Annotated in this window: 16 protein-coding genes and 1 pseudogene; 7 read left to right on the plus strand and 10 right to left on the minus strand. The window is 63.3% G+C overall.

The window, feature by feature from the left end:
* Nucleotides 1-78: 78 nt before the first annotated feature.
* Nucleotides 79-213 (minus strand): hypothetical protein, encoded by a 135-nt coding sequence (locus AB3X96_RS17535; RefSeq protein ID WP_013089067.1) that lies wholly within the window; start codon nt 211-213, stop codon nt 79-81.
* Between the two features lie 342 nt (nt 214-555).
* Here AB3X96_RS17535 and AB3X96_RS17540 point away from each other — a divergent pair, with 342 nt between their 5' ends.
* Nucleotides 556-1,218 (plus strand): hypothetical protein, encoded by a 663-nt coding sequence (locus tag AB3X96_RS17540; RefSeq protein WP_176108979.1) that lies wholly within the window; start codon nt 556-558, stop codon nt 1,216-1,218.
* Nucleotides 1,219-1,301: 83 nt separating this feature from the next.
* Nucleotides 1,302-3,248, plus strand: a complete 1,947-nt coding sequence (locus tag AB3X96_RS17545; RefSeq protein ID WP_368590671.1) for a DUF3857 domain-containing transglutaminase family protein — start codon at nt 1,302-1,304, stop codon at nt 3,246-3,248.
* Between the two features lie 58 nt (nt 3,249-3,306).
* Here the strand turns inward: AB3X96_RS17545 and AB3X96_RS17550 are convergent, their stop codons facing one another.
* The 5 genes from AB3X96_RS17550 to glgC all read right to left on the minus strand — a co-directional run bounded on the left by AB3X96_RS17550 (nt 3,307) and on the right by glgC (nt 9,500).
* Nucleotides 3,307-4,458: a branched-chain amino acid ABC transporter substrate-binding protein gene (locus AB3X96_RS17550; protein ID WP_368590672.1), complete on the minus strand. Its 1,152-nt coding sequence runs from the start codon at nt 4,456-4,458 to the stop codon at nt 3,307-3,309.
* Nucleotides 4,459-4,885: 427 nt separating this feature from the next.
* Complete coding sequence (locus tag AB3X96_RS17555; RefSeq protein ID WP_176108976.1) at nt 4,886-5,347, minus strand: hypothetical protein; 462 nt, start codon at nt 5,345-5,347, stop codon at nt 4,886-4,888.
* Nucleotides 5,348-5,504: 157 nt separating this feature from the next.
* Nucleotides 5,505-6,371 (minus strand): pyridoxal kinase PdxY, encoded by an 867-nt coding sequence (gene pdxY / locus AB3X96_RS17560; RefSeq protein WP_176108975.1) that lies wholly within the window; start codon nt 6,369-6,371, stop codon nt 5,505-5,507.
* Nucleotides 6,372-6,636: 265 nt separating this feature from the next.
* Nucleotides 6,637-8,097: a glycogen synthase GlgA gene (gene glgA, locus AB3X96_RS17565; protein ID WP_368590673.1), complete on the minus strand. Its 1,461-nt coding sequence runs from the start codon at nt 8,095-8,097 to the stop codon at nt 6,637-6,639.
* Nucleotides 8,098-8,234: 137 nt separating this feature from the next.
* Nucleotides 8,235-9,500: a glucose-1-phosphate adenylyltransferase gene (glgC, locus tag AB3X96_RS17570; protein ID WP_176378046.1), complete on the minus strand. Its 1,266-nt coding sequence runs from the start codon at nt 9,498-9,500 to the stop codon at nt 8,235-8,237.
* Nucleotides 9,501-9,978: 478 nt separating this feature from the next.
* Here glgC and AB3X96_RS17575 point away from each other — a divergent pair, with 478 nt between their 5' ends.
* Nucleotides 9,979-11,073 carry an alpha/beta fold hydrolase gene (locus AB3X96_RS17575; protein ID WP_368590674.1) on the plus strand — a complete coding sequence of 365 codons (1,095 nt, stop codon included), beginning with the start codon at nt 9,979-9,981 and terminating at the stop codon, nt 11,071-11,073.
* 255 nt (nt 11,074-11,328) lie between these two features.
* Here the strand turns inward: AB3X96_RS17575 and AB3X96_RS17580 are convergent, their stop codons facing one another.
* The gene (locus AB3X96_RS17580; protein WP_368590675.1) at nt 11,329-12,573 is read right to left on the minus strand and encodes an alginate lyase family protein; all 1,245 of its coding nucleotides are present in this window, start codon (nt 12,571-12,573) and stop codon (nt 11,329-11,331) included.
* 138 nt (nt 12,574-12,711) lie between these two features.
* Here AB3X96_RS17580 and AB3X96_RS17585 point away from each other — a divergent pair.
* Nucleotides 12,712-12,924 (plus strand): annotated as a pseudogene (locus tag AB3X96_RS17585) (alpha/beta fold hydrolase); the annotation flags it as partial.
* A gap of 209 nt (nt 12,925-13,133) precedes the next feature.
* On the opposite strand, the gene AB3X96_RS17590 reads toward AB3X96_RS17585, so the two are convergent.
* Nucleotides 13,134-13,277 (minus strand): hypothetical protein, encoded by a 144-nt coding sequence (locus AB3X96_RS17590; protein ID WP_368590676.1) that lies wholly within the window; start codon nt 13,275-13,277, stop codon nt 13,134-13,136.
* A gap of 383 nt (nt 13,278-13,660) precedes the next feature.
* Between AB3X96_RS17590 and AB3X96_RS17595 the strand changes: the two genes are divergently transcribed.
* On the plus strand, nt 13,661-13,900 hold the full coding sequence (locus tag AB3X96_RS17595; RefSeq protein ID WP_368590677.1) for a GDCCVxC domain-containing (seleno)protein: 240 nt from the start codon (nt 13,661-13,663) through the stop codon (nt 13,898-13,900).
* Between the two features lie 48 nt (nt 13,901-13,948).
* Here AB3X96_RS17595 and AB3X96_RS17600 read toward each other — a convergent pair whose 3' ends face one another.
* On the minus strand, nt 13,949-14,881 hold the full coding sequence (locus tag AB3X96_RS17600; protein ID WP_368590678.1) for a DMT family transporter: 933 nt from the start codon (nt 14,879-14,881) through the stop codon (nt 13,949-13,951).
* 128 nt (nt 14,882-15,009) lie between these two features.
* Between AB3X96_RS17600 and AB3X96_RS17605 the strand changes: the two genes are divergently transcribed.
* On the plus strand, nt 15,010-15,927 hold the full coding sequence (locus AB3X96_RS17605) for a LysR family transcriptional regulator (RefSeq protein WP_368590679.1): 918 nt from the start codon (nt 15,010-15,012) through the stop codon (nt 15,925-15,927).
* Between the two features lie 73 nt (nt 15,928-16,000).
* Here AB3X96_RS17605 and AB3X96_RS17610 read toward each other — a convergent pair whose 3' ends face one another.
* Nucleotides 16,001-16,201 carry a hypothetical protein gene (locus AB3X96_RS17610; protein WP_176365726.1) on the minus strand — a complete coding sequence of 67 codons (201 nt, stop codon included), beginning with the start codon at nt 16,199-16,201 and terminating at the stop codon, nt 16,001-16,003.
* Between the two features lie 360 nt (nt 16,202-16,561).
* Between AB3X96_RS17610 and AB3X96_RS17615 the strand changes: the two genes are divergently transcribed.
* A complete protein-coding gene (locus tag AB3X96_RS17615) occupies nt 16,562-17,353 on the plus strand; it encodes an SDR family NAD(P)-dependent oxidoreductase (protein WP_368590842.1) in 792 nt (263 codons plus the stop codon).
* Nucleotides 17,354-17,366 lie beyond the last annotated feature (13 nt).

Consider the following 17,366-nt stretch of genomic DNA (forward strand, 5'->3'; position numbering starts at 1 on the left):
GCGCGCCATGAAAAAGAAGCCCCGCGAAAGCGGGGCTTTTTATGTGCACCGCGTCCGTTGGACACGGTTTCACCGCCATTAGTGGCAGCGCTTTTCCCAATGATGATGAACCTTCACCTTATGGCACTCGTGGTGATGTTCATAAGCTTGAGCGGGAGCGATCGCGCTCAGGGTGGCGACGGCTGCGGCGATGGCGAGAACGATTTTCTTCATTACAAAACCCTTAAGTCAATGTTGTGGAGCGACCCATGCAGCACGACCCGTGCCGCATCGGCGTGTAAGCATGCCACATCGAGCGCCCGCGAATAGGAACGGTGCGCAAATACGTGTGTCAATGCAACACGCGTTGTGTTGTAAGCCCTGTTTTAGCGCGCTTTGCGCTGAATTGGCCGGTGCGTACCATGTGATGCGTGTACCTTCGGCATCTGGGCCCCACCGCACGCAAGGCGGCATAGCGGCATTGCACCCGACACCGCGAGACGACTACCCTTTCAAAACGATGACATGCGCGACGCGGTCATCGATTCATCAGGCGAAAAGATGGAAGACCCAGCGATGGAAGATTCCGACGAATTGCTGCTGCCAGTCTGGCGCGCGAACCTGGTGTTGCTGACCAGCGAGGTTGGCGCCGCGACCCGGCTCGCGCGCATGATGACGTTTTCCGCGAGCTATCTGAAGCTGATGCTGTCGGGCCAACGCGAATTCAGCGAGGAATTCGTGCGCGGCGTCGAGGCGGTCACTGGCTTGCCGGGCGGCTGGATGAACGTGCCGCACAGCGGTCACGAAATTCCGCCGAATGCGCGCGAGGCGATCGACAACGAGCAGCCGCTCGCGCGCTTTCGCGGCACCGCGCATCCGGTGCGCAAGAAGACGGTGCTGCGACCCGAGCCGATTTTCGGGCAACCGGGGCCCGCGCGTCGCGTCGAGGAAGAAACGCTCGATGTCGAAGCGCACCGCCGTCATGTGCATTTTCGCAAGGTACGCGATGTCGCGACGCAGGAAGTGCGGCGCTTCGAGCGGCATCTGCTGCATGCGCCGGTCGAACTCGCGTCGATGCGTGCGAAGGTCGAGGACGTGATGGCCGCGGCCGAACTCGACGACCGCATTCAGGCCGATCTCGAGGGCCGGCTCGAACAGATCGACAAGCATCGGCACATGCTGCTTCGGCACGTGGAAAAACTGCAGGCGCTGCTGAGCCAGCTCGACGACGGCGAGTGATCGCGACTGACGGCGGCCCCGGTCCGAAACGCGCGGGCCGGCGATGTGCTACAACGACGACACGAATCTTGCCGAGGTGGATCTTGGGGAACATCGTCGTCAGGTTGGCGCACGCGTCGCTCGCGCGAAGCGTGCGCGCCGCGGCGCTGCTTGCGGCGCTAACTGCCGCGAGCGGCATCGCCTTCCCCCTTCGCGCGACCGCCGCCGAAATCGCTACCTCCCCCAACGAACGCACCCCTGCGACGATCGAGCGTGACGTCCATTTGTTCGTGATCCAGAAAGACGGCTCCATCGAGGAACACGACGACACGGTGATGCGCGCGGACACGGCCAGCGGTGTCGACGCAATCGCGCAACGCTACGTGTGGTTCAACAAGGACATCGAGCAGGTGCAACTGCTGGCCGCCGAAACGATCGATCCCGACGGCACCGCGCATGCCGTCGGTCCCGAGGCGATCCGCGACGTGCAGGAGCCGCGTTCGTCCGGTGCGCCGAGCTTCGAGGACGGAGTGTTGCGCACCGTGATCTTCCCCGGCGTCACGAACGGCTCGCGCGTGCATCTGGCGTTTCGCAAGACCCGCGCGAAGCCGCTGCAGGCGGGCACTTTCGGTTATCTGGTCGAGCCGTCGCTCGAACCCGTCGCCGAGCAGCGTCTGATCTTCGATCTGCCCGCCGACGTGCCGCTCTACGCGGACGCGCGCGGCTACGTCGCGCTGCCGCCCGTCACCGCGAACGGCCGCACCCGCTACGAGTTCGACTATCGGCACGGCCCGTATCCGCGCGTGGAAGCGGGCGCGGTCGGCTACGCGAACTGGGGCGACCGGCTGATGGTGTCGACGGTACCGGACTTCGCGAGCTTCGCCGCGCGCTATCGCGGTCCCGCCGATAACGACGCGACCCGCGACGATCCCGCGATCGTCAGTCTTGCGCAGCAACTGACGGCCGGCCTCAGCGATCCGCGCGACAAAGCCCGCGCTTTATACGACTGGATGCGTCTGAACATCCGCTACGTCGCGCTTTTCCTCGGCGAGACGGCGGCGATTCCGCACAAGGCGGCCGATATCCTGCGCAACCGCTATGGCGACTGCAAGGACCACGTCGCCCTTTACGGTGCGTTGCTCGCGGCGGTCGGCATTCGCAGCGAGCCGGTGCTGCTGAATCTCGGCCCGTACTACACGTTGCCGGAGGTGCCGGGCTACGGCGCGAGCGCGATCAATCACGCGATCATCTGGATTCCCGAGTTGGCGCAATTCGCGGACACGACGGCGGGCGGCACCGCGTTCGGCTATCTGCCTGGCGGCGTGATGGACCGGCCGGTGCTGCTCGTCGACGCCGGCATGCTCGCGCGCACGCCCGCCACTCAACGGCACGAACGCAACGCGCGCGTGCAGATCGACATCGATGAAAACGGCACCGCGCATTACGCGTACCGCGTCGAAGACCGGGGCTATCCCGCGGAGATCGAACGCAACACGTTCCGACGCGCGACGCGCGAGGGCGCGCAGCAGATTGCCGCGAGCCGTCTGCTCAAAACGGGCTTGCATGGCACCGCGCAGTTGCAGACCGACGACGTCGCCGTGACCGGCGGACCGTTCGCGACGTCGATGCAGGGCAGCGTGCCGCATCTGATCTGGCCAGACGGCACAACCGCCGTGCCGGCGCTGACGAGTCTCGCCGGCGGCATGAACTCACAGGTCGAGGCGTGGCTCGCGGAACCCGTCAGAACGCAGCCGTGGGCATGCATCGGCGGGGAGTTCGATGAAACGCTGGAAATAAGTTTGCCGCGCTTCGTGCGCGTGACGGACCTGCCGACCGACAGCACGGTTGAGGACCCGCTGCTCTCATTTGCGTCGCGCTACGTGTTCGATCCGGCGACGCGCACGTTACAGGTCAACCGGCATCTGCGCGCCGCGTTCGGCCACCAGATGTGTACGGCTAACGAGTTCGCGGCGATTCGCGACGACCTCGTGCGCATCGAGCGCGATCTGGATGCCGAGGTGGTCGTCAGGGCGGCGGCCGCGAAGCAGTAGCGCGCCCCGCGCCGGCCGTAAGCCGGGCAGGGCCGCTACGATTCACTGGACGGCGAGCTCAGGTGCCGCTCTTCGTGACGACCGGCACCCATGCGCCGTTCTTCACCTGATACAGCGTCGAGGCGCCGCTCTTCAACGCGCCGGTGTTGTCGAACGAGATCTTGCCGGTCACGCCGTCGTAGTCGATCGACTTGAGCACCGCGCGGTACACGTTCGGCGAGTCGGATTTGGCCTGCTGCATCGCCTTGATCGCGACCCATGCGCCGTCATAACCGAACGGCGCATACGACAGCACATCCGCGCCGAAGCGCTTCTTGAACTTCGCGTTGAAGTCCTTGCCACCCGGCAGTTGCGCGAGCGGGCGGCCGTATTCCCAGGCCATCGCGCCGTCGGACGCATCGCCCGCGAGCTTGATGAAGTCTTCGTCCATCACGCCGCCGCCGCCGACCAGTTGCGCGTTCAGGCCGAGCTGCTTCATGCGCCGCGCGAAGCCCGCCGCCTGGCTGTCGAGGCCGGCGAAGAACACGAGGTCCGCATTGGCGCCCTTGAACTTGGTGATCTGCGTGCTGAAGTCGACCGCGTGGTTGTCGGTGTAGTCGCGCGCGACGATCGTGCCGCCGTGCGCCTTCACGGCCTTCTCGAACTCGTCGGCTTCGCCCTGGCCGAACGCGGTGCGATCGTCGATGATCGCGATGCGCTTGGCCTTCGTAACCTCGACCGCATAAATGCCTGCGTTGCCGGCGTTCTGCGCATCGGTCGAAATCACCATGAAGGTGTTCGCGAAGCCGCGGCCCGTGATGATCGGATTCGTCGCGGCGGGATCGAGCACCGGAATGCCGGCCTGCTCGTAGACCTGCGAGGCCGGGATCGTCGTGCCCGAGTTGAAGTGGCCGACCACCACCGCGACGCCCGAGTCGACCAGCTTCTGCGCGGCCTGCACGCCGACGCGGGGGTCGGCCTGGTCGTCCTGCGTGACGATCTCGAAGTGCGCGACCTTGTCGCCGATCTTGATCTTCTGCGCGTTGGCCTCGTCGATCGCGAGCCGCACACCGTTTTCCAGATCCTTGCCGTAGCCGGCATTGGCGCCCGTCAGCGGCGCGGCAAAACCGATCTTGACCGGCAGGTCGTCGGCGAAACTGGCAACAGGCGCGACGGCAAACATCGCACCCACGAGCATGGCCAGCGGTTTCAGCGTGTTGCGAAGACTCATGGTCTCTCCTTGCATCGACGGTTGTTATGAAAGCGGTGCGACAAAAGCGGTACGACACGTGAGGCCGAGGGAAGCCCTCGCGCATCGCAAGGCTACGAAGGATCGGTCGCCGCTCACAATGCTGGAATACACGCAGTGGCGTTGCGCTTCGCAGCGTGTTCGCGGGTCAATCTGGGGCGAATATAGAAAGCCAAATTGCCGTCGTCTTGGCAATTCGTGGCGTTTTGGATGAGCATTTCGGCATAGCGGGCCGTGTGCGCATCACGTCCACAAGGAGCGTGCGTGAGGCATCCAGGCTGGCTTGCCGCGAGAAGTTCCGCTGCGGCTGCGGATTACGGCATACGCTTAAGAAACCGGCGCGAGCGCGCCGGCCGGTGTTGCGGTGTTGCGGAGTTAGCGTTGGGGCGCAGAGATTCGAGCCTTTCGCCTAGCGCTCGCCTTGCTGACGCAGCAATTCCTCACGCAGACGCAGGAGCGGCGCCTTCGTGTCTTCGTCGGCCCACGTGTCGAGATCGTCGATTGCGCGCTGGCAGCCGTCGAGCACCACGTCCAGATCGACCGGTACGCCGTTGTTCAGTGCGAACTCGATCGTCTCGGCGAATTGCTGGCACTCGTCCTCGCCGTACGAAATGTCGAGATTGTCGGCGATGATTTCGGCGATGTTGCTGCGTGCCTTGTCGTCGGCCGTCACCATCTCGACGATGCCGCGCGCGACGGCAGGCGAGTAGTAGAGCGCGATATCGAGCCATTGCGCGGGATCGAAGTCGGGCTGGTCGAACTGGTTCTCGAAGTACTCGATCGCTTCCTGTTCGTGCGCTTCGTCCGCGTCGACGCTGATGCACAACTGCTCAAAAAATTCTTCCCGCTCGCTGCGGATATGACCGTCCATCGAATGCCTCGTCTGCTGAATGCCGAATGCTGAAAAATCCCGTGGAATGCGGGCGCAAGCCCCGTTCCACGCGGCACGCATTATAGGACGGCTGCTGGCGCGACGCTGGTGGCGGCGCCCGGCAACGGGTGACTCGCGTCAGTGACTTGAGCTCGACCTAAGCCGTCTCCGCAACCCACGCATCGAACCACTCGCGCGGCTGGGCGATTTCATTTTGCATCGCCACGAGTTCGAGTTCATAGCGCCCGGCCTGCCAGGTCGCCTTGACCACCGCGTTGACCGCGGCGAGCGTGTGCTCGAAGGCCGAGCGGATCGAATCGCCGAGCAGCGTGCGCGCGACGAAGACCGCGCTCGTCAGATCGCCGACGCCGACCGGCTGGCGCGCGAACGGATAGAGCGGGCGCTGTCCCATCCACGCTTCGCGCTCGGTGACGACGAGCATGTTGAAGCGGTCGGCGGGACTGTTGCGATCGAGCAGATGCTTGACGAGCACGAGCTTCGGCCCGCGCGCGAGCACCTCGCGGCACGCGGTGACGGCTTCCTCGAGCGTCTCGATCTCGCGGCCGACGAGGCGCTGCAATTCGATGTGATTCGGCGCGATCCCGTCGGCGACCTGCGGCATTTCATTGACGAGGAATTCCTGGATGCCGGGATCGACCTTGTAGCCGCCCATCGCGCCCATCACCGGATCGCAAAAGTACCAGGCGCGGGGATTGGCCGCCTTCACGGCCTTGACGATGTCGATCACCGCCTGCGCCTGTTCCGTCGTGCCGAGATAGCCGGAGAGCACCGCGTCGCAGCGCGGCAGCATGCCGATCGCGCCGATGCTGTCGACGAGATCTTCCATCTTCGATGCGTCGATCGCGCTGCCGCTCCAGTGCCCGTATTGCGTGTGATTCGATAGCTGCACCGTATTGAGCGGCCACACGTTGACGCCGAGCCGGCACATCGGAAACACGGCCGCGCTGTTGCCGGCGTGACCGAACACGACATGGGACTGGATGCTCAGAACGTTTTTCGTCATGGTAAGGCTCGCGCAACCGGTCATGCGCGATCAACAAAGCGGGAAGGGAGTCTCGCGCGGGCGGGCAGATGGCCCCGGCGCCGCGCGGCAGACATGCCTGATACAGATGGTGCAGGAAAAACGCACAAACTGCATAGCCGGCAAGTCAGCAAACGATACAGGAGTTTGACCGCCGCGAGTTGATCCGTCCCCGTGCTGTTGCGCCGAACCATCAAACGCGCCTGAACATTGACGAAATCTGACAGTTTCCCGCGTGGCCGATGCTTCAGACGAGTTCGCGATACAAAGCCAGATAGCGGTCGGCCGAGGCGCCCCAGCCGAAGTCCTGGCGCATTGCGCGCCGCTGCGCGGCTTTCCATTCGGTGCGGCGTCCGTACAGCGCAAATGCGCGGCGGATCGCTGCGGCGAGTCCGGTCGGATCGAAGCGGTCGAACACGAAGCCGGTGGCGAGATCGTCGGCGAGGTTTTCGAGCGATGCGTCGGCGACCGTATCGGCGAGACCGCCGACGCTGTGCACGAGCGGCAGCGACCCGTAGGCGAGTGCATAGAGTTGCGTGAGCCCGCACGGCTCGAAGCGTGACGGCACCGCGACCACGTCGCTGCCGGCGATGATCGTATGCGCGAGCGCTTCGTCGAAACCGAGTTCGACCGCGACCGATTCCGGATGCGCTTGGGCGACCATCCTCAGGCCATTCTCGAGCGCCGGATCGCCGGTGCCGAATACGACCAGTTGGCCTCCGCGCTTGACGATCTCGGGCACCGCGCCGAGCAGCAGATCGAGGCCTTTCTGTTCGGTCAGCCGGCTCACCACGCCGAACAGCAGCGCGTCGCTTCGTTGCGCGAGGCCGAAGCGCTTTTGCAGCGCTTCCTTGCAGGCGAGCTTGCCGGCCAGCCGCGACGAGCTGAAGCGCGTCGCGAGCAGCGTATCGCTGGCGGGATTCCACACCGTGTAGTCGACGCCGTTCAGAATCCCGCTCAGATCGTGCGCGCGATGGCGCAGCAGCGCATCGAGCCCGCCGCCGTGCGCGAGCGTCTGGATTTCGCGCGCATAGTTCGGGCTGACGGTCGTGATGCGGTCGGCGTAATAGAGCCCCGCCTTCAGGAACGACAGCTGTCCGTAGAATTCGACGCCGTGCATGTTGAAGAAATCGTGCGGCAGGCCGAGCAGGCCGAACTGATGCGCGGGAAAGATCCCCTGGTACGCGAGGTTGTGGATCGTGAACACGCTGTGCGCCGGCGCGCGGCCGTGCTCGCGTTCGGCGGCTTTCAGGTAGGCAGGCGCGAGCCCAGCGTGCCAATCGTGCGCGTGGACGATCTGCGGCGACCACGTCGGATCCATCTGCTGCGCGAGTTGCGCGGCGACCCAGCCGAGCAGCGCGAAACGCTGCGCGTTGTCGCCGTACGGCACGTGTTCGTCGTTCAGATACGGGTTGCCGGGACGGTCGTACAGCGACGCGGCCCGGATCACGTAGACCGCGAGCCCGTTGGTGGGCAGCGTGCCGCGTTCGAGCGTCACGTTCGGCGCGCCGAAGCGGTTGCCCAGTTGCGCGACCGGTTGAAGATCGTGCAAGCCGGCGAGTACCGCCGGAAAGCCGGGCAGCAGCACGCGCACATCGGCGCCGCGCTCGATCAGCGCGGACGGCAGCGCGCCCGCGACGTCGGCGAGACCGCCCGTTTTGAGAAGGGGATACAGCTCGCTTGCGACGTGCAGGGCGCGAATCGTCATAGACCGGGTCTCTGTCGGGTTGGCAGGGTTGCTCGGGTTGGTAAATGGTCAGCGGTGTTGCGGGCGAAGCCGGATGAAGCGAGGAAAGGCATGGCCGGCGGCGCCGTGGCCGCCGGTGCATGCATGCGGCGGGCGCGCTACTTCGGATGCTTGCGCAGCGCTTCCTGCGTGACCAGCACGACGCCATCGTCGGTGCGATAGAAGCGCTCGGCGTCGCGCGCCGGGTCTTCACCGATCACGGTGCCTTCCGGAATCGTGCAGCCGCGGTCGATCACCACCTTTTGCAGGCGGCAACTCGCGCCGACCGTGACCTGCGGCAGCAAGACTGCCTCATTGATATTACAGAACGAACTCACTTTCACGTTCGACGACAGCACCGAGCGCGAAATCTGCGAGCCCGAGATCACGCAGCCGCCGCAGACGAGCAGGTTGTTGCCCGAACCCTGCAGCCCCTTCATGTCGCGTACGAACTTCGCGGGCGGCAACTGCTCCTGGTAGGTCCAGATCGGCCACGACTCGTCGTACAGGTCGAGGGTCGGGATCGTCGAGGCGAGGTCGAGGTTCGCGGCCCAGTACGCGTCGATCGTGCCGACGTCGCGCCAGTACGGCTCGACGCTCGGGTCCGACGACACGCACGACATGCTGAATGGATGCGCGATCGCCACGCCCTGGGTGACCACGCGCGGCAGGATGTCCTTGCCGAAGTCGTGGTCGGTATCGATCGCGGCGATGTTCTCTTCGAGCTGCTTGTACAGGTAGTCGGCGTTGAACACGTAGATGCCCATGCTCGCGAGCGCCGTGTCGGGACGGCCGGGTATCGCGGGCGGGTCGGCCGGTTTTTCGACGAAGCCGGTCACGCGGCGGTTTTCGTCGACCGCCATCACGCCGAACGCGACCGCGTCCATGCGCGGCACCTCGATGCAGCCGACCGTGCAGTCGGCGCCGCTGTCCGCGTGATCGGCGATCATGCGCGTGTAGTCCATCTTGTAGATGTGGTCGCCCGCGAGCACGACCACATACTTCGGACGGATCGAGCGGATGATGTCGAGGTTCTGGAACACCGCGTCGGCGGTGCCGCGATACCAGTGCGCGCCTTCGACGCGCTGCTGCGCGGGCCACAGGTCGATGAACTCGCCCATCTCGCCGCGCAGGAAGCTCCAGCCGCGCTGCAAATGCCGCAGCAGCGAATGCGCCTTGTACTGCGTGACCACCGCGATGCGGCGGATGCCGGAATTCAGGCAATTGGAAAGCGCAAAGTCGATGATCCGGTATTTGCCGCCGAAGTGCACCGCCGGTTTCACACGCTTGTTCGTCAGCGGCCCGAGCCGGGTGCCGCGTCCGCCGGCGAGGACGATCGCCAGGGTAGTGCGCTGTAAGTCGTTCAGCCGTGCCGGAGTATTCATATTTGTCTCCTGTCGATCGGCGCGAGCCCTTCAGCACTCACGCCGACCTCATGCAAGATGGTTGCCTGATTGGTATACCCCCGGGAATGATCTGGCCGCGTCCTCTCCGCTGATGATTTGGGCTGCCTGGCAGTCGTACCGCATTGCCGTTCTTTGCTGCCTGTTTTTCGCGAGTCCGTCTGTCAGTTCTAGCACCGATTGGACCCGAGTGAATAAATGTTTATTGCGGGGGCCGCGTGGCCGACCATCCTGTAACGATCACCTGTTATGGCGCATTTTTCGGTGCGGCGCAGCACATTGGCCGCAAGGTCGTGTCCGGACGATGCTCGAGCACGAAGGTGCAATATGCATGCCCAATCGGTTCTGCCGCGTGCCGTGTCCGCGCTGCGCGACTGGCGCCAGAATTCGTCGGTACATCGTAGAATCGTGCGCTCCGCGCCTCGTGCATCCCTGCTGCGTTTTTTCCAGACCCATCCCGATGAATCTTCGCCCCCCGTTCCTGCTTGTCCTGTCGAGTATCTGCGCCTGTGTCGTGCTCTGCGCGGCGACTGTCGCCGTGGCCGCCACGCCGGCGAGCGAGGCAAGCCCGGGCGCCGCAAGCGGCGCGTCCTCAGTCGACGATTCCGGCCCGGCCTACGGTCCGGAGCTGCAGGGCTTCAGCTATCCGGCGCCGGTCGAACGCTTCGAATTCACGTCGCAGGGGGTGCCTTTGCAGATGGCCTACATGGACGTGAAGCCCGCGCATGCGAACGGGCGCACCGTGGTGTTGCTGCATGGCAAGAATTTTTGCTCGGCGACATGGGATACGACGATTCGCCGGCTGAGCGACGCCGGTTATCGCGTGATCGCACCGGATCAGATCGGTTTTTGCAAATCGAGCAAGCCCGAGCATTACCAGTACAGCTTCCAGCAGCTCGCGCGCAATACGCATGCGCTGCTCGAGTCGCTCGGCATCAGCGAAGTGACGGTGGTCGGCCATTCGACGGGCGGCATGCTCGCGGTTCGCTATGCGCTGATGTATCCGCGCGAAACGCAGCAGCTGGTGCTCGTGAACCCGATTGGACTCGAGGACTGGAAGGCGAAGGGCGTGCCGTCGCTATCGGTCGACCAGTGGTATCAGCGTGAGCTGAAGACCAGCGCCGACGGTATTCGCCGCTACGAACAGGCGACCTACTACGCGGGGCAATGGCGCGCGGACTATGAGCCGTGGGTGCAGATGCTCGCGGGCATGTATCGAGGGCCGGGTAAGCAGATCGTCGCGTGGAATTCCGCGCTGCTGGATGACATGATTTACACGCAGCCGGTTTTCTATGAACTGGGGCAACTCAGCATGCCGACGCTGCTGCTGATCGGTCAGAAGGACACGACCGCGATCGGCAAGGATGCCGCGCCGCCCGAAGTGCGCGCGAAGCTCGGCCATTATCCGGAACTGGGCCGCGCGGCCGCGAAGGCGATTCCGCACGCAACGCTCGTGGAGTTTGCGGCGCTTGGTCACGCGCCGCAGGTGCAGGACCCGGATGCGTTTCATAAGGCGCTGCTCGAGGGGCTGGCGGCGGTGCAGACGAATCGCTGAAAGTTCGAACCGCTTTCTGGCCAATTGCGGCCGTTCGACAAAAGGCAAGTGAATCGTCAACAATATGGAACTGACAGAATTCGCCACGAACACGCGACGTACAGCTTCTTGAGCGAGGTCGCGGCCGTTCCGGTCAGAGCGCACGCCGAAAAGTGCTTCCAAGGTTCGCCGCTCAGGATGACGCAGGCGTCCTGATAATGGTCGCGTCCCTTTGAGTCACCCCCCGTTCTGGGAGTGAGCACCCGAGCAGATCTGCTACTTGAGGGTGTACGTCAACGTGCCATACCCAAGTTGGTCGAAGCCACCGCTGGTCGAACCATAGTCGCCACCGCCGCCTTCCGGGCGCACCTGCTGCGCATATGCGGCAACGCCCGGCGCCTTGAGTTTCTTCAACACCACGTAGTGGTTGTAGAGCAATTCCCAGATCGGCCGGGTATCACCTCTTGATCCTGGCGAAATCTCTGGCTGCGTCGCCAGGCTGTCTGAATACAAGGTGTAGGGCACATCCTGGCCGAGGTTGTATTGCGCGGCGTATTCGGCACCCTTCAGCAGACGGTTGTTGTCGTATCCGAACAGATCGTCTCCCTGATTCCAGGCCATCTGGCAAAACGCACCCGCCAGTGCGAAGTCGAGCATGGTGTGCCCTTGGTCGCGGCCGCTTTCCTGGACTTGACCGAGCCCGTTCGGATACAGCTTCCAGACGAGGTGTTCGATCGAGCCATTGCCCGGGCCGTGCTTGAAATACTCGACCGCTTCCGCATAAATGTCCCGGCGGTCGGTCAGCACGCCAATCGCCAGCATTGACGCCATGTTGGCGAGATCCCAGTTGGCCCAGTAATGATCGACCTTCGTGCCGTTGTGTTGGGTCAGGAAGTTGTGGTTCATCGGGTAGAACACGGTGAGCATCATCGACTGGAAGCGCCGGAAATCCGCCGCTTTCCATTGCGGCGACGTGCGCAGGATTTCCGCCGCATTCGCCAGCTCGTAGCCGTAGATGCCGGAGGCGAGGAACTTGTCCGAGTTCCCGTCGATCATCTTCAGACTGCCCGACCACGCGTTCAGGATATCGATGGCCTTGCCGGCATAGGCGTCGTCACCAGAGACTTTCCAGCGCAGCGCGAGCGTATAGGCCGCCGCCGCGTCGTTGAACAGCAGCGAATAGTTCTCGGCATGCTCGGGGTTCTTGCCGCGATAGATGGCATCCTGCGGGCGCGGGGTCCAGCCCAGCGACGCGTGGCGGTTGGCGATCAAGCGTTGCCACCCTTGTAGCCAAGGCTGTTTGCCCTGCGCCACGTTGACTCGCATACGCTCGAAGTCCCGCTCGCTGTGCAGCAGTCCAGGATGTGCGAACGGCTTCGCTTCGATATCGGATGGGGCTTGCACGGCCACCGGAGCGTGTTGCCGGTCTCCGCCAGCGTAATTGTTCGCCGATTGAGCGACGCAGGCCGAAAGGCTGGCCGCAGCGACGATCGACGCAGTAAGTATCGATTTTCTGGACATGGGTGGAGGTGCGTCATGAATTGAACGAACGAGTGCCTCGCGCTTTGCACCGGAGGCAAGCCTCGTACCGGATCAACGAACGACTGAGAAGAAGGGTTGACGTTGCCGGAGCACGAAGCGTCACGGTGTACCCCCTGCGACACCACCGCGATCGGCAAGGATGCCGCGCCGCCCGAAGTGCGCGCGAAGCTCGGCCATTGTCCGGAACTAGGCCGCGCGGCCGCGAAGGCGATTCCGCATGCGACGCTCATGGAGTTTGCGGCGCTTGGTCACGCGCCTCAGATGCAGTACCCGGATGCGTTTCATAAGGCGTTGTTGGACGGGTTGGCGGCGGTGCCGACGAACCGCTGAGGGTTCGAACGAATTTCTGTCCCGTGTCCATGACTACCTCCCAAAAAGGAAACAGCCCGATCAGCGTAAGCCGATCGGGCTGTTCCGGTCAGGCTGACCGCCCTGACCGAGGGCACGTCAGCGCACGCGCATAGCGCCGCGGCCACGGGAGCCGCGATATCACTTCCGTATCGAAGTTCACGCGACGCTGACGGCCGCGTGAGCGCGCATCAATAGCCGCCGCTGCTGCCGCTGCTACTGTTGCTACCCGACGAGCTCATGTCGCCCGTGGACTGGCACGCGCCCAACGACAACGATGCGACTCCTAGCGCGATGATCACGGATACGGCCGATAACAGTCTTGATACTTTCATGTAGAACTCTCCTGCACGGCCAACGGGACTGACTTGCCGCGCGGCCACGCGTTGAGCCGGGGAGTCGCGGATCGCTAGCGGCAAGTCCCGCGACGCCGGCGGCGGTTACAAAAAGATCAGGCAAACCTTCTGCAAAGCGGGCAAGCAACCGCTGTGCGCGGCCGACGATTCCGTTTCGCGGTTCCACGGCTACGCGCTCTTTCACGCGACGCCTAATCTATGAACGCCAACGGCTCGCCTTTATTCCACCGCAATGGCTATTTGTGACACGTATCGCGTCCGGATGCTGGACTTCGGTGCGGTACGGCCTTTGCGCAAGCCCCGCGACCGTTTGCCGGCGCTAACATTGACAGGTGCAAGGAATACGGATGTAGACGCGATCAATGCAAACCTCACCGATCCTGGAGTCCGCGTTGACCTGTCCGCACTGCGGGTACGTCACAGTCGTGACGATGCCTACCGACGCCTGCGTCTACTTCTATGAATGCCCGCGGTGCAAAGCCTTGCTTTCTCCGAAGTCCGGCGACTGCTGCGCCTTCTGTTCGTATGGCTCGGTCAAGTGCCCGTCCGTGCAAGAGGCCGGTGCGTGCTGCATGAAATCTGTTACTCGAGCCGGACCTTGAGCCTAGGCGAGGGCAGGCATCGAAACAACGCTTGGCCCAAAAAACCGGCTAACCCTCGACCGAAGTAGCGGGGCGCATGCCGAGCCTCGCGTTGGCTTCTCTTTTGAGTGGCACCGCCGCCAGCACCGATGCAAGCACCATCAGACCTCCGCCAAACCATGCCGAGGCCGAAAGATGCTCGCCGAGCCATACGTAGGCGAATAGCGCACCGAACGCGGGCTCGCTGCCCATCAGCAAAGCGACGCGCGTTGGGTTGCTGCGCTTGACGGCAAAATTCTGTGCGAAGAATGCGAACAACGTACAGGCGAGCACGAGGTAAGCAATGCTCGCCCAGAAGTCACCGTGCCCACTGAGCGACGGCAGCGCCTGCCAATGCTGTGACGGCAACACGAACGCCACCAGCACACTGCCCAGTGCAACGACGCCTGCCTGGACCGCCGTTACCGACAGCGGGGCAAGATTCGATTCGCGCATCACGCGCTTGGTCACGCACACCATCAGAGCGCGCAGCAACGCCGCAAGAAGGATCAGCGCATCGCCTGCGGTTGGAATGATCGCGCCTCCGCTGACGAACGCGGCGCCCATCAGTGACAAGCCCACAGCGATCCATTCGCCACTCGACGGCTTTCGTCGCAGCAACACCCATTCGACCAGCGGCGTCAGCGCGACACACAGACTGATAAGGAACGCCGCATTCGACGCGCGTGTGTGCGCGATCCCGAATGTCTCCGCCAAAAAGATGCTGAGCAGGATTGCGCTGGAGCCGAGCGCGCCCAGCAAGGCGGACGCTCTAACGTGTCGAAGCGAGCGCAACGCCGGCGACAAGACGACGAACGTCAGTCCGAAGCGCAACGCCAGCAGACCGAGCACCGGATAGATCGCGAGCGCGTCTTTCACGACCCCATAACTCGTGCCCCACACCATCGCGACCGCAAGCAGCATCAGGTCGGATATCCATAACGCGCTCTTTTGCTTCGACATGACGGACCTTCTGTTTTCATTCCTACGGTCGGAATTGTCGGGTATTGCGCCGAAAACTATAATCCACGGCGGCGGAACATCTTTTATGTTTGAAATGCACAAATGCCAAGGCAGGTGCGAGGATCGCGATGAATCCGAATGAGCTTTTTGCGTTGCTACCCGACATGGCGATGTTTGCGAGGGTCGTCGACGCCGGCAACTTCTCCATCGCCGCGCGGCAACTGGGCAGTACACCGTCGACTGTCAGTCGGCAGATCAAACGCCTCGAGGATGCGTTGGGCACGCGCCTGCTCGAGCGCTCGACCCGTAGCATCCGGTTGACGGATTCGGGCGCGCAGATTTACCGGTACTGCCGGGATATGGTCGGCGCGGCCTCGGGCGCCGTCGACGTCGCTGGACAAGGGGCGGGTGATCCGCGAGGCAAGGTCAGCATCAGTGCGCCGATTTCATATGCGAGATCTGTCATCCATCCGCTTGTTCCGGAGTTTCTGCGCATGTGGCCCGACGTGGATGTCCATCTGGTCTTCGCCGACCACGACGTCGATCCGCTACGTGACGATGTCGATCTGGTGATCCGGCTCACGCGTTCGCCTCCGCCGGGTCTTGCTGCCCGGCGACTCGGAGCGGTCAAATGGGTTCTGTGCGCGTCGCCTGCTTATCTTGCGGAGCGCGGGACGCCGGCCGAGCCGCGCGACCTGGCGCGGCACGCATGCATGTATCTAGGAGAGACGGTCGACGACAATCGATGGCATTTCCGCCGCGACTCTGAGACACGGTCGGTCGAAGTGAAGGGGCGCTACGTCGCCAATGATACGAGCGCGCGGTTGGATGCCGCGCTGCATGGCCTGGGCATTGCGAGCTTGCCCGATTTTGTCGCTGCGCAGGCGATTTCCGCGGGCGACATCGTCCAGGTGCTGAGCGACTGGGAGTTCGAGGCGCGTCCCTATATGGGCCCGGTTTGGCTGCTTTATCCGCCGAATCGATTTTTGCCGTCTCGAGCACGTGCGTTGATCGATTACCTGGTGAGTCATCTCCACGACAGGTGACGAGCGCTTTTTCACGCACGCACTGGCCACATCCGCGGCATCGGGGCGCGCAGGGCTGCGCGCCGCCTTGCTGTCAGCCGTGGTAGAAGCCGTCGGTAACGGAGTTCTGCAGCACGCCGTCTACATAGACGCCGACAGGGTCGCCATCAGCGCTCGTGAGAATCGAGCCGACGTGCTGGCCGGGTAGTTTCATCCGGCCACCTTGAATGGTGGTCATCTCCTGGTGATCCAGTTCCGCACAGTTCTGGATGTCGTCGATGGTCAGTGTGTTCATGGGGTGTCTCCTCGAACAAGAACAAGAGGGTTGTAGAACATTCAAGCGGCCGGCTGCTTGCAGCACGGTACGCACATGTCATGCCATCCGCGCGTAGTCTGTGCAGAGCGCATCCCAAAGTGAATCACGATGATGCGAGTTTGGGCGCGACCATCACTTGGCCAAACGAAGTCGGAAAATCGCTGACATGGCCTCGTTTTCCTGCTCGTACACGGTACTTCAGGCCTGCCTGCGTCACGGTCCGCCTGTCACTCATGTGCGTTGCCATTTCCGTCAGATCATCTAGTCTTTTTGCTGTTCGAAAGCGAGGCTGTACCCGACGTCGCGATTTTTAATTCATCCATTGAAAGGAAATCACCCATGGACTTGAACCTGACAGGCAAACTCGCACTGGTGAGCGGCAGCACAGCCGGCATCGGTCTCGCTATCGCCAGCACGTTGGCGCAGGAGGGCGCTCGTGTAATCGTGAACGGCCGCTTGCAGTCATCCGTGGATGACGTAGTCGCGCAGTTGAAAGCGCAGACGGGCGGCGACGTGCAGGGATTTGCCGGCGATCTCGGTACCGCCGCTTCAGCAGAAGAACTCGCGCGACGCTACCCCGGCGTGGAAATTCTGGTCAACAACCTCGGCATCTTCGAGCCCAAGCCGTTTGAAGAGATCCCCGACGCGGACTGGCAGCGGTTCTTCGATGTCAACGTGTTGAGCGGGGTACGCCTCGCTCGCCTGTATCTGCCTGCGATGAGGCAGGCCAACTGGGGGCGCATCATTTTCATTTCGAGCGAAAGCGCGGTGCAGATCCCAGCTGAAATGATTCACTACGGGATGACGAAAACCGCGCAGCTGGCGGTCGCGCGCGGACTCGCCGAAGCCGTTGCCGGCACCGGCATTACAGTCAATAGCGTGTTGCCGGGGCCGACGAAATCGCGGGGAGTCGGTGAATTCGTGGAGACCCTTGCCAAGGCCGACGGCAAATCGTTCGAAGCGTTCGAAAAAGAGTTCTTCGAGAAGGTCCGTCCCACCTCGCTGATCAAGAGATTTGGTTCGCCGCAGGAAGTCGCGTCGCTGGTGGCCTATATCGCGAGTCCGCTTTCGTCGGCCACCACGGGAGCTGCGTTGCGGGCCGACGGGGGCGTTGTAAAGAGCGCCTTCTAGAGCCACGCCGGCG

It is taken from the genome of Paraburkholderia sp. BR13439, from assembly GCF_040948805.1.
GTDB classification, from domain to species: Bacteria; Pseudomonadota; Gammaproteobacteria; order Burkholderiales; family Burkholderiaceae; genus Paraburkholderia; species Paraburkholderia youngii.

Bases quoted from the DNA above. Each gene is read 5' to 3' on its own strand.
- glgC (WP_176378046.1), bottom strand. From the start codon at position 9,500: ATGAATACTCCGGCACGGCTGAACGACTTACAGCGCACTACCCTGGCG.
- AB3X96_RS17535 (WP_013089067.1), bottom strand. From the start codon at position 213: ATGAAGAAAATCGTTCTCGCCATCGCCGCAGCCGTCGCCACCCTGAGC.
- AB3X96_RS17605 (WP_368590679.1), top strand. From the start codon at position 15,010: ATGAATCCGAATGAGCTTTTTGCGTTGCTACCCGACATGGCGATGTTT.
- AB3X96_RS17600 (WP_368590678.1), bottom strand. From the start codon at position 14,881: ATGTCGAAGCAAAAGAGCGCGTTATGGATATCCGACCTGATGCTGCTT.
- AB3X96_RS17590 (WP_368590676.1), bottom strand. From the start codon at position 13,277: ATGAAAGTATCAAGACTGTTATCGGCCGTATCCGTGATCATCGCGCTA.
- AB3X96_RS17615 (WP_368590842.1), top strand. From the start codon at position 16,562: ATGGACTTGAACCTGACAGGCAAACTCGCACTGGTGAGCGGCAGCACA.
- AB3X96_RS17550 (WP_368590672.1), bottom strand. From the start codon at position 4,458: ATGAGTCTTCGCAACACGCTGAAACCGCTGGCCATGCTCGTGGGTGCG.
- AB3X96_RS17555 (WP_176108976.1), bottom strand. From the start codon at position 5,347: ATGGACGGTCATATCCGCAGCGAGCGGGAAGAATTTTTTGAGCAGTTG.
- AB3X96_RS17540 (WP_176108979.1), top strand. From the start codon at position 556: ATGGAAGATTCCGACGAATTGCTGCTGCCAGTCTGGCGCGCGAACCTG.
- AB3X96_RS17595 (WP_368590677.1), top strand. From the start codon at position 13,661: ATGCAAACCTCACCGATCCTGGAGTCCGCGTTGACCTGTCCGCACTGC.
- glgA (WP_368590673.1), bottom strand. From the start codon at position 8,097: ATGACGATTCGCGCCCTGCACGTCGCAAGCGAGCTGTATCCCCTTCTC.
- AB3X96_RS17580 (WP_368590675.1), bottom strand. From the start codon at position 12,573: ATGTCCAGAAAATCGATACTTACTGCGTCGATCGTCGCTGCGGCCAGC.
- AB3X96_RS17610 (WP_176365726.1), bottom strand. From the start codon at position 16,201: ATGAACACACTGACCATCGACGACATCCAGAACTGTGCGGAACTGGAT.
- AB3X96_RS17575 (WP_368590674.1), top strand. From the start codon at position 9,979: ATGAATCTTCGCCCCCCGTTCCTGCTTGTCCTGTCGAGTATCTGCGCC.
- pdxY (WP_176108975.1), bottom strand. From the start codon at position 6,371: ATGACGAAAAACGTTCTGAGCATCCAGTCCCATGTCGTGTTCGGTCAC.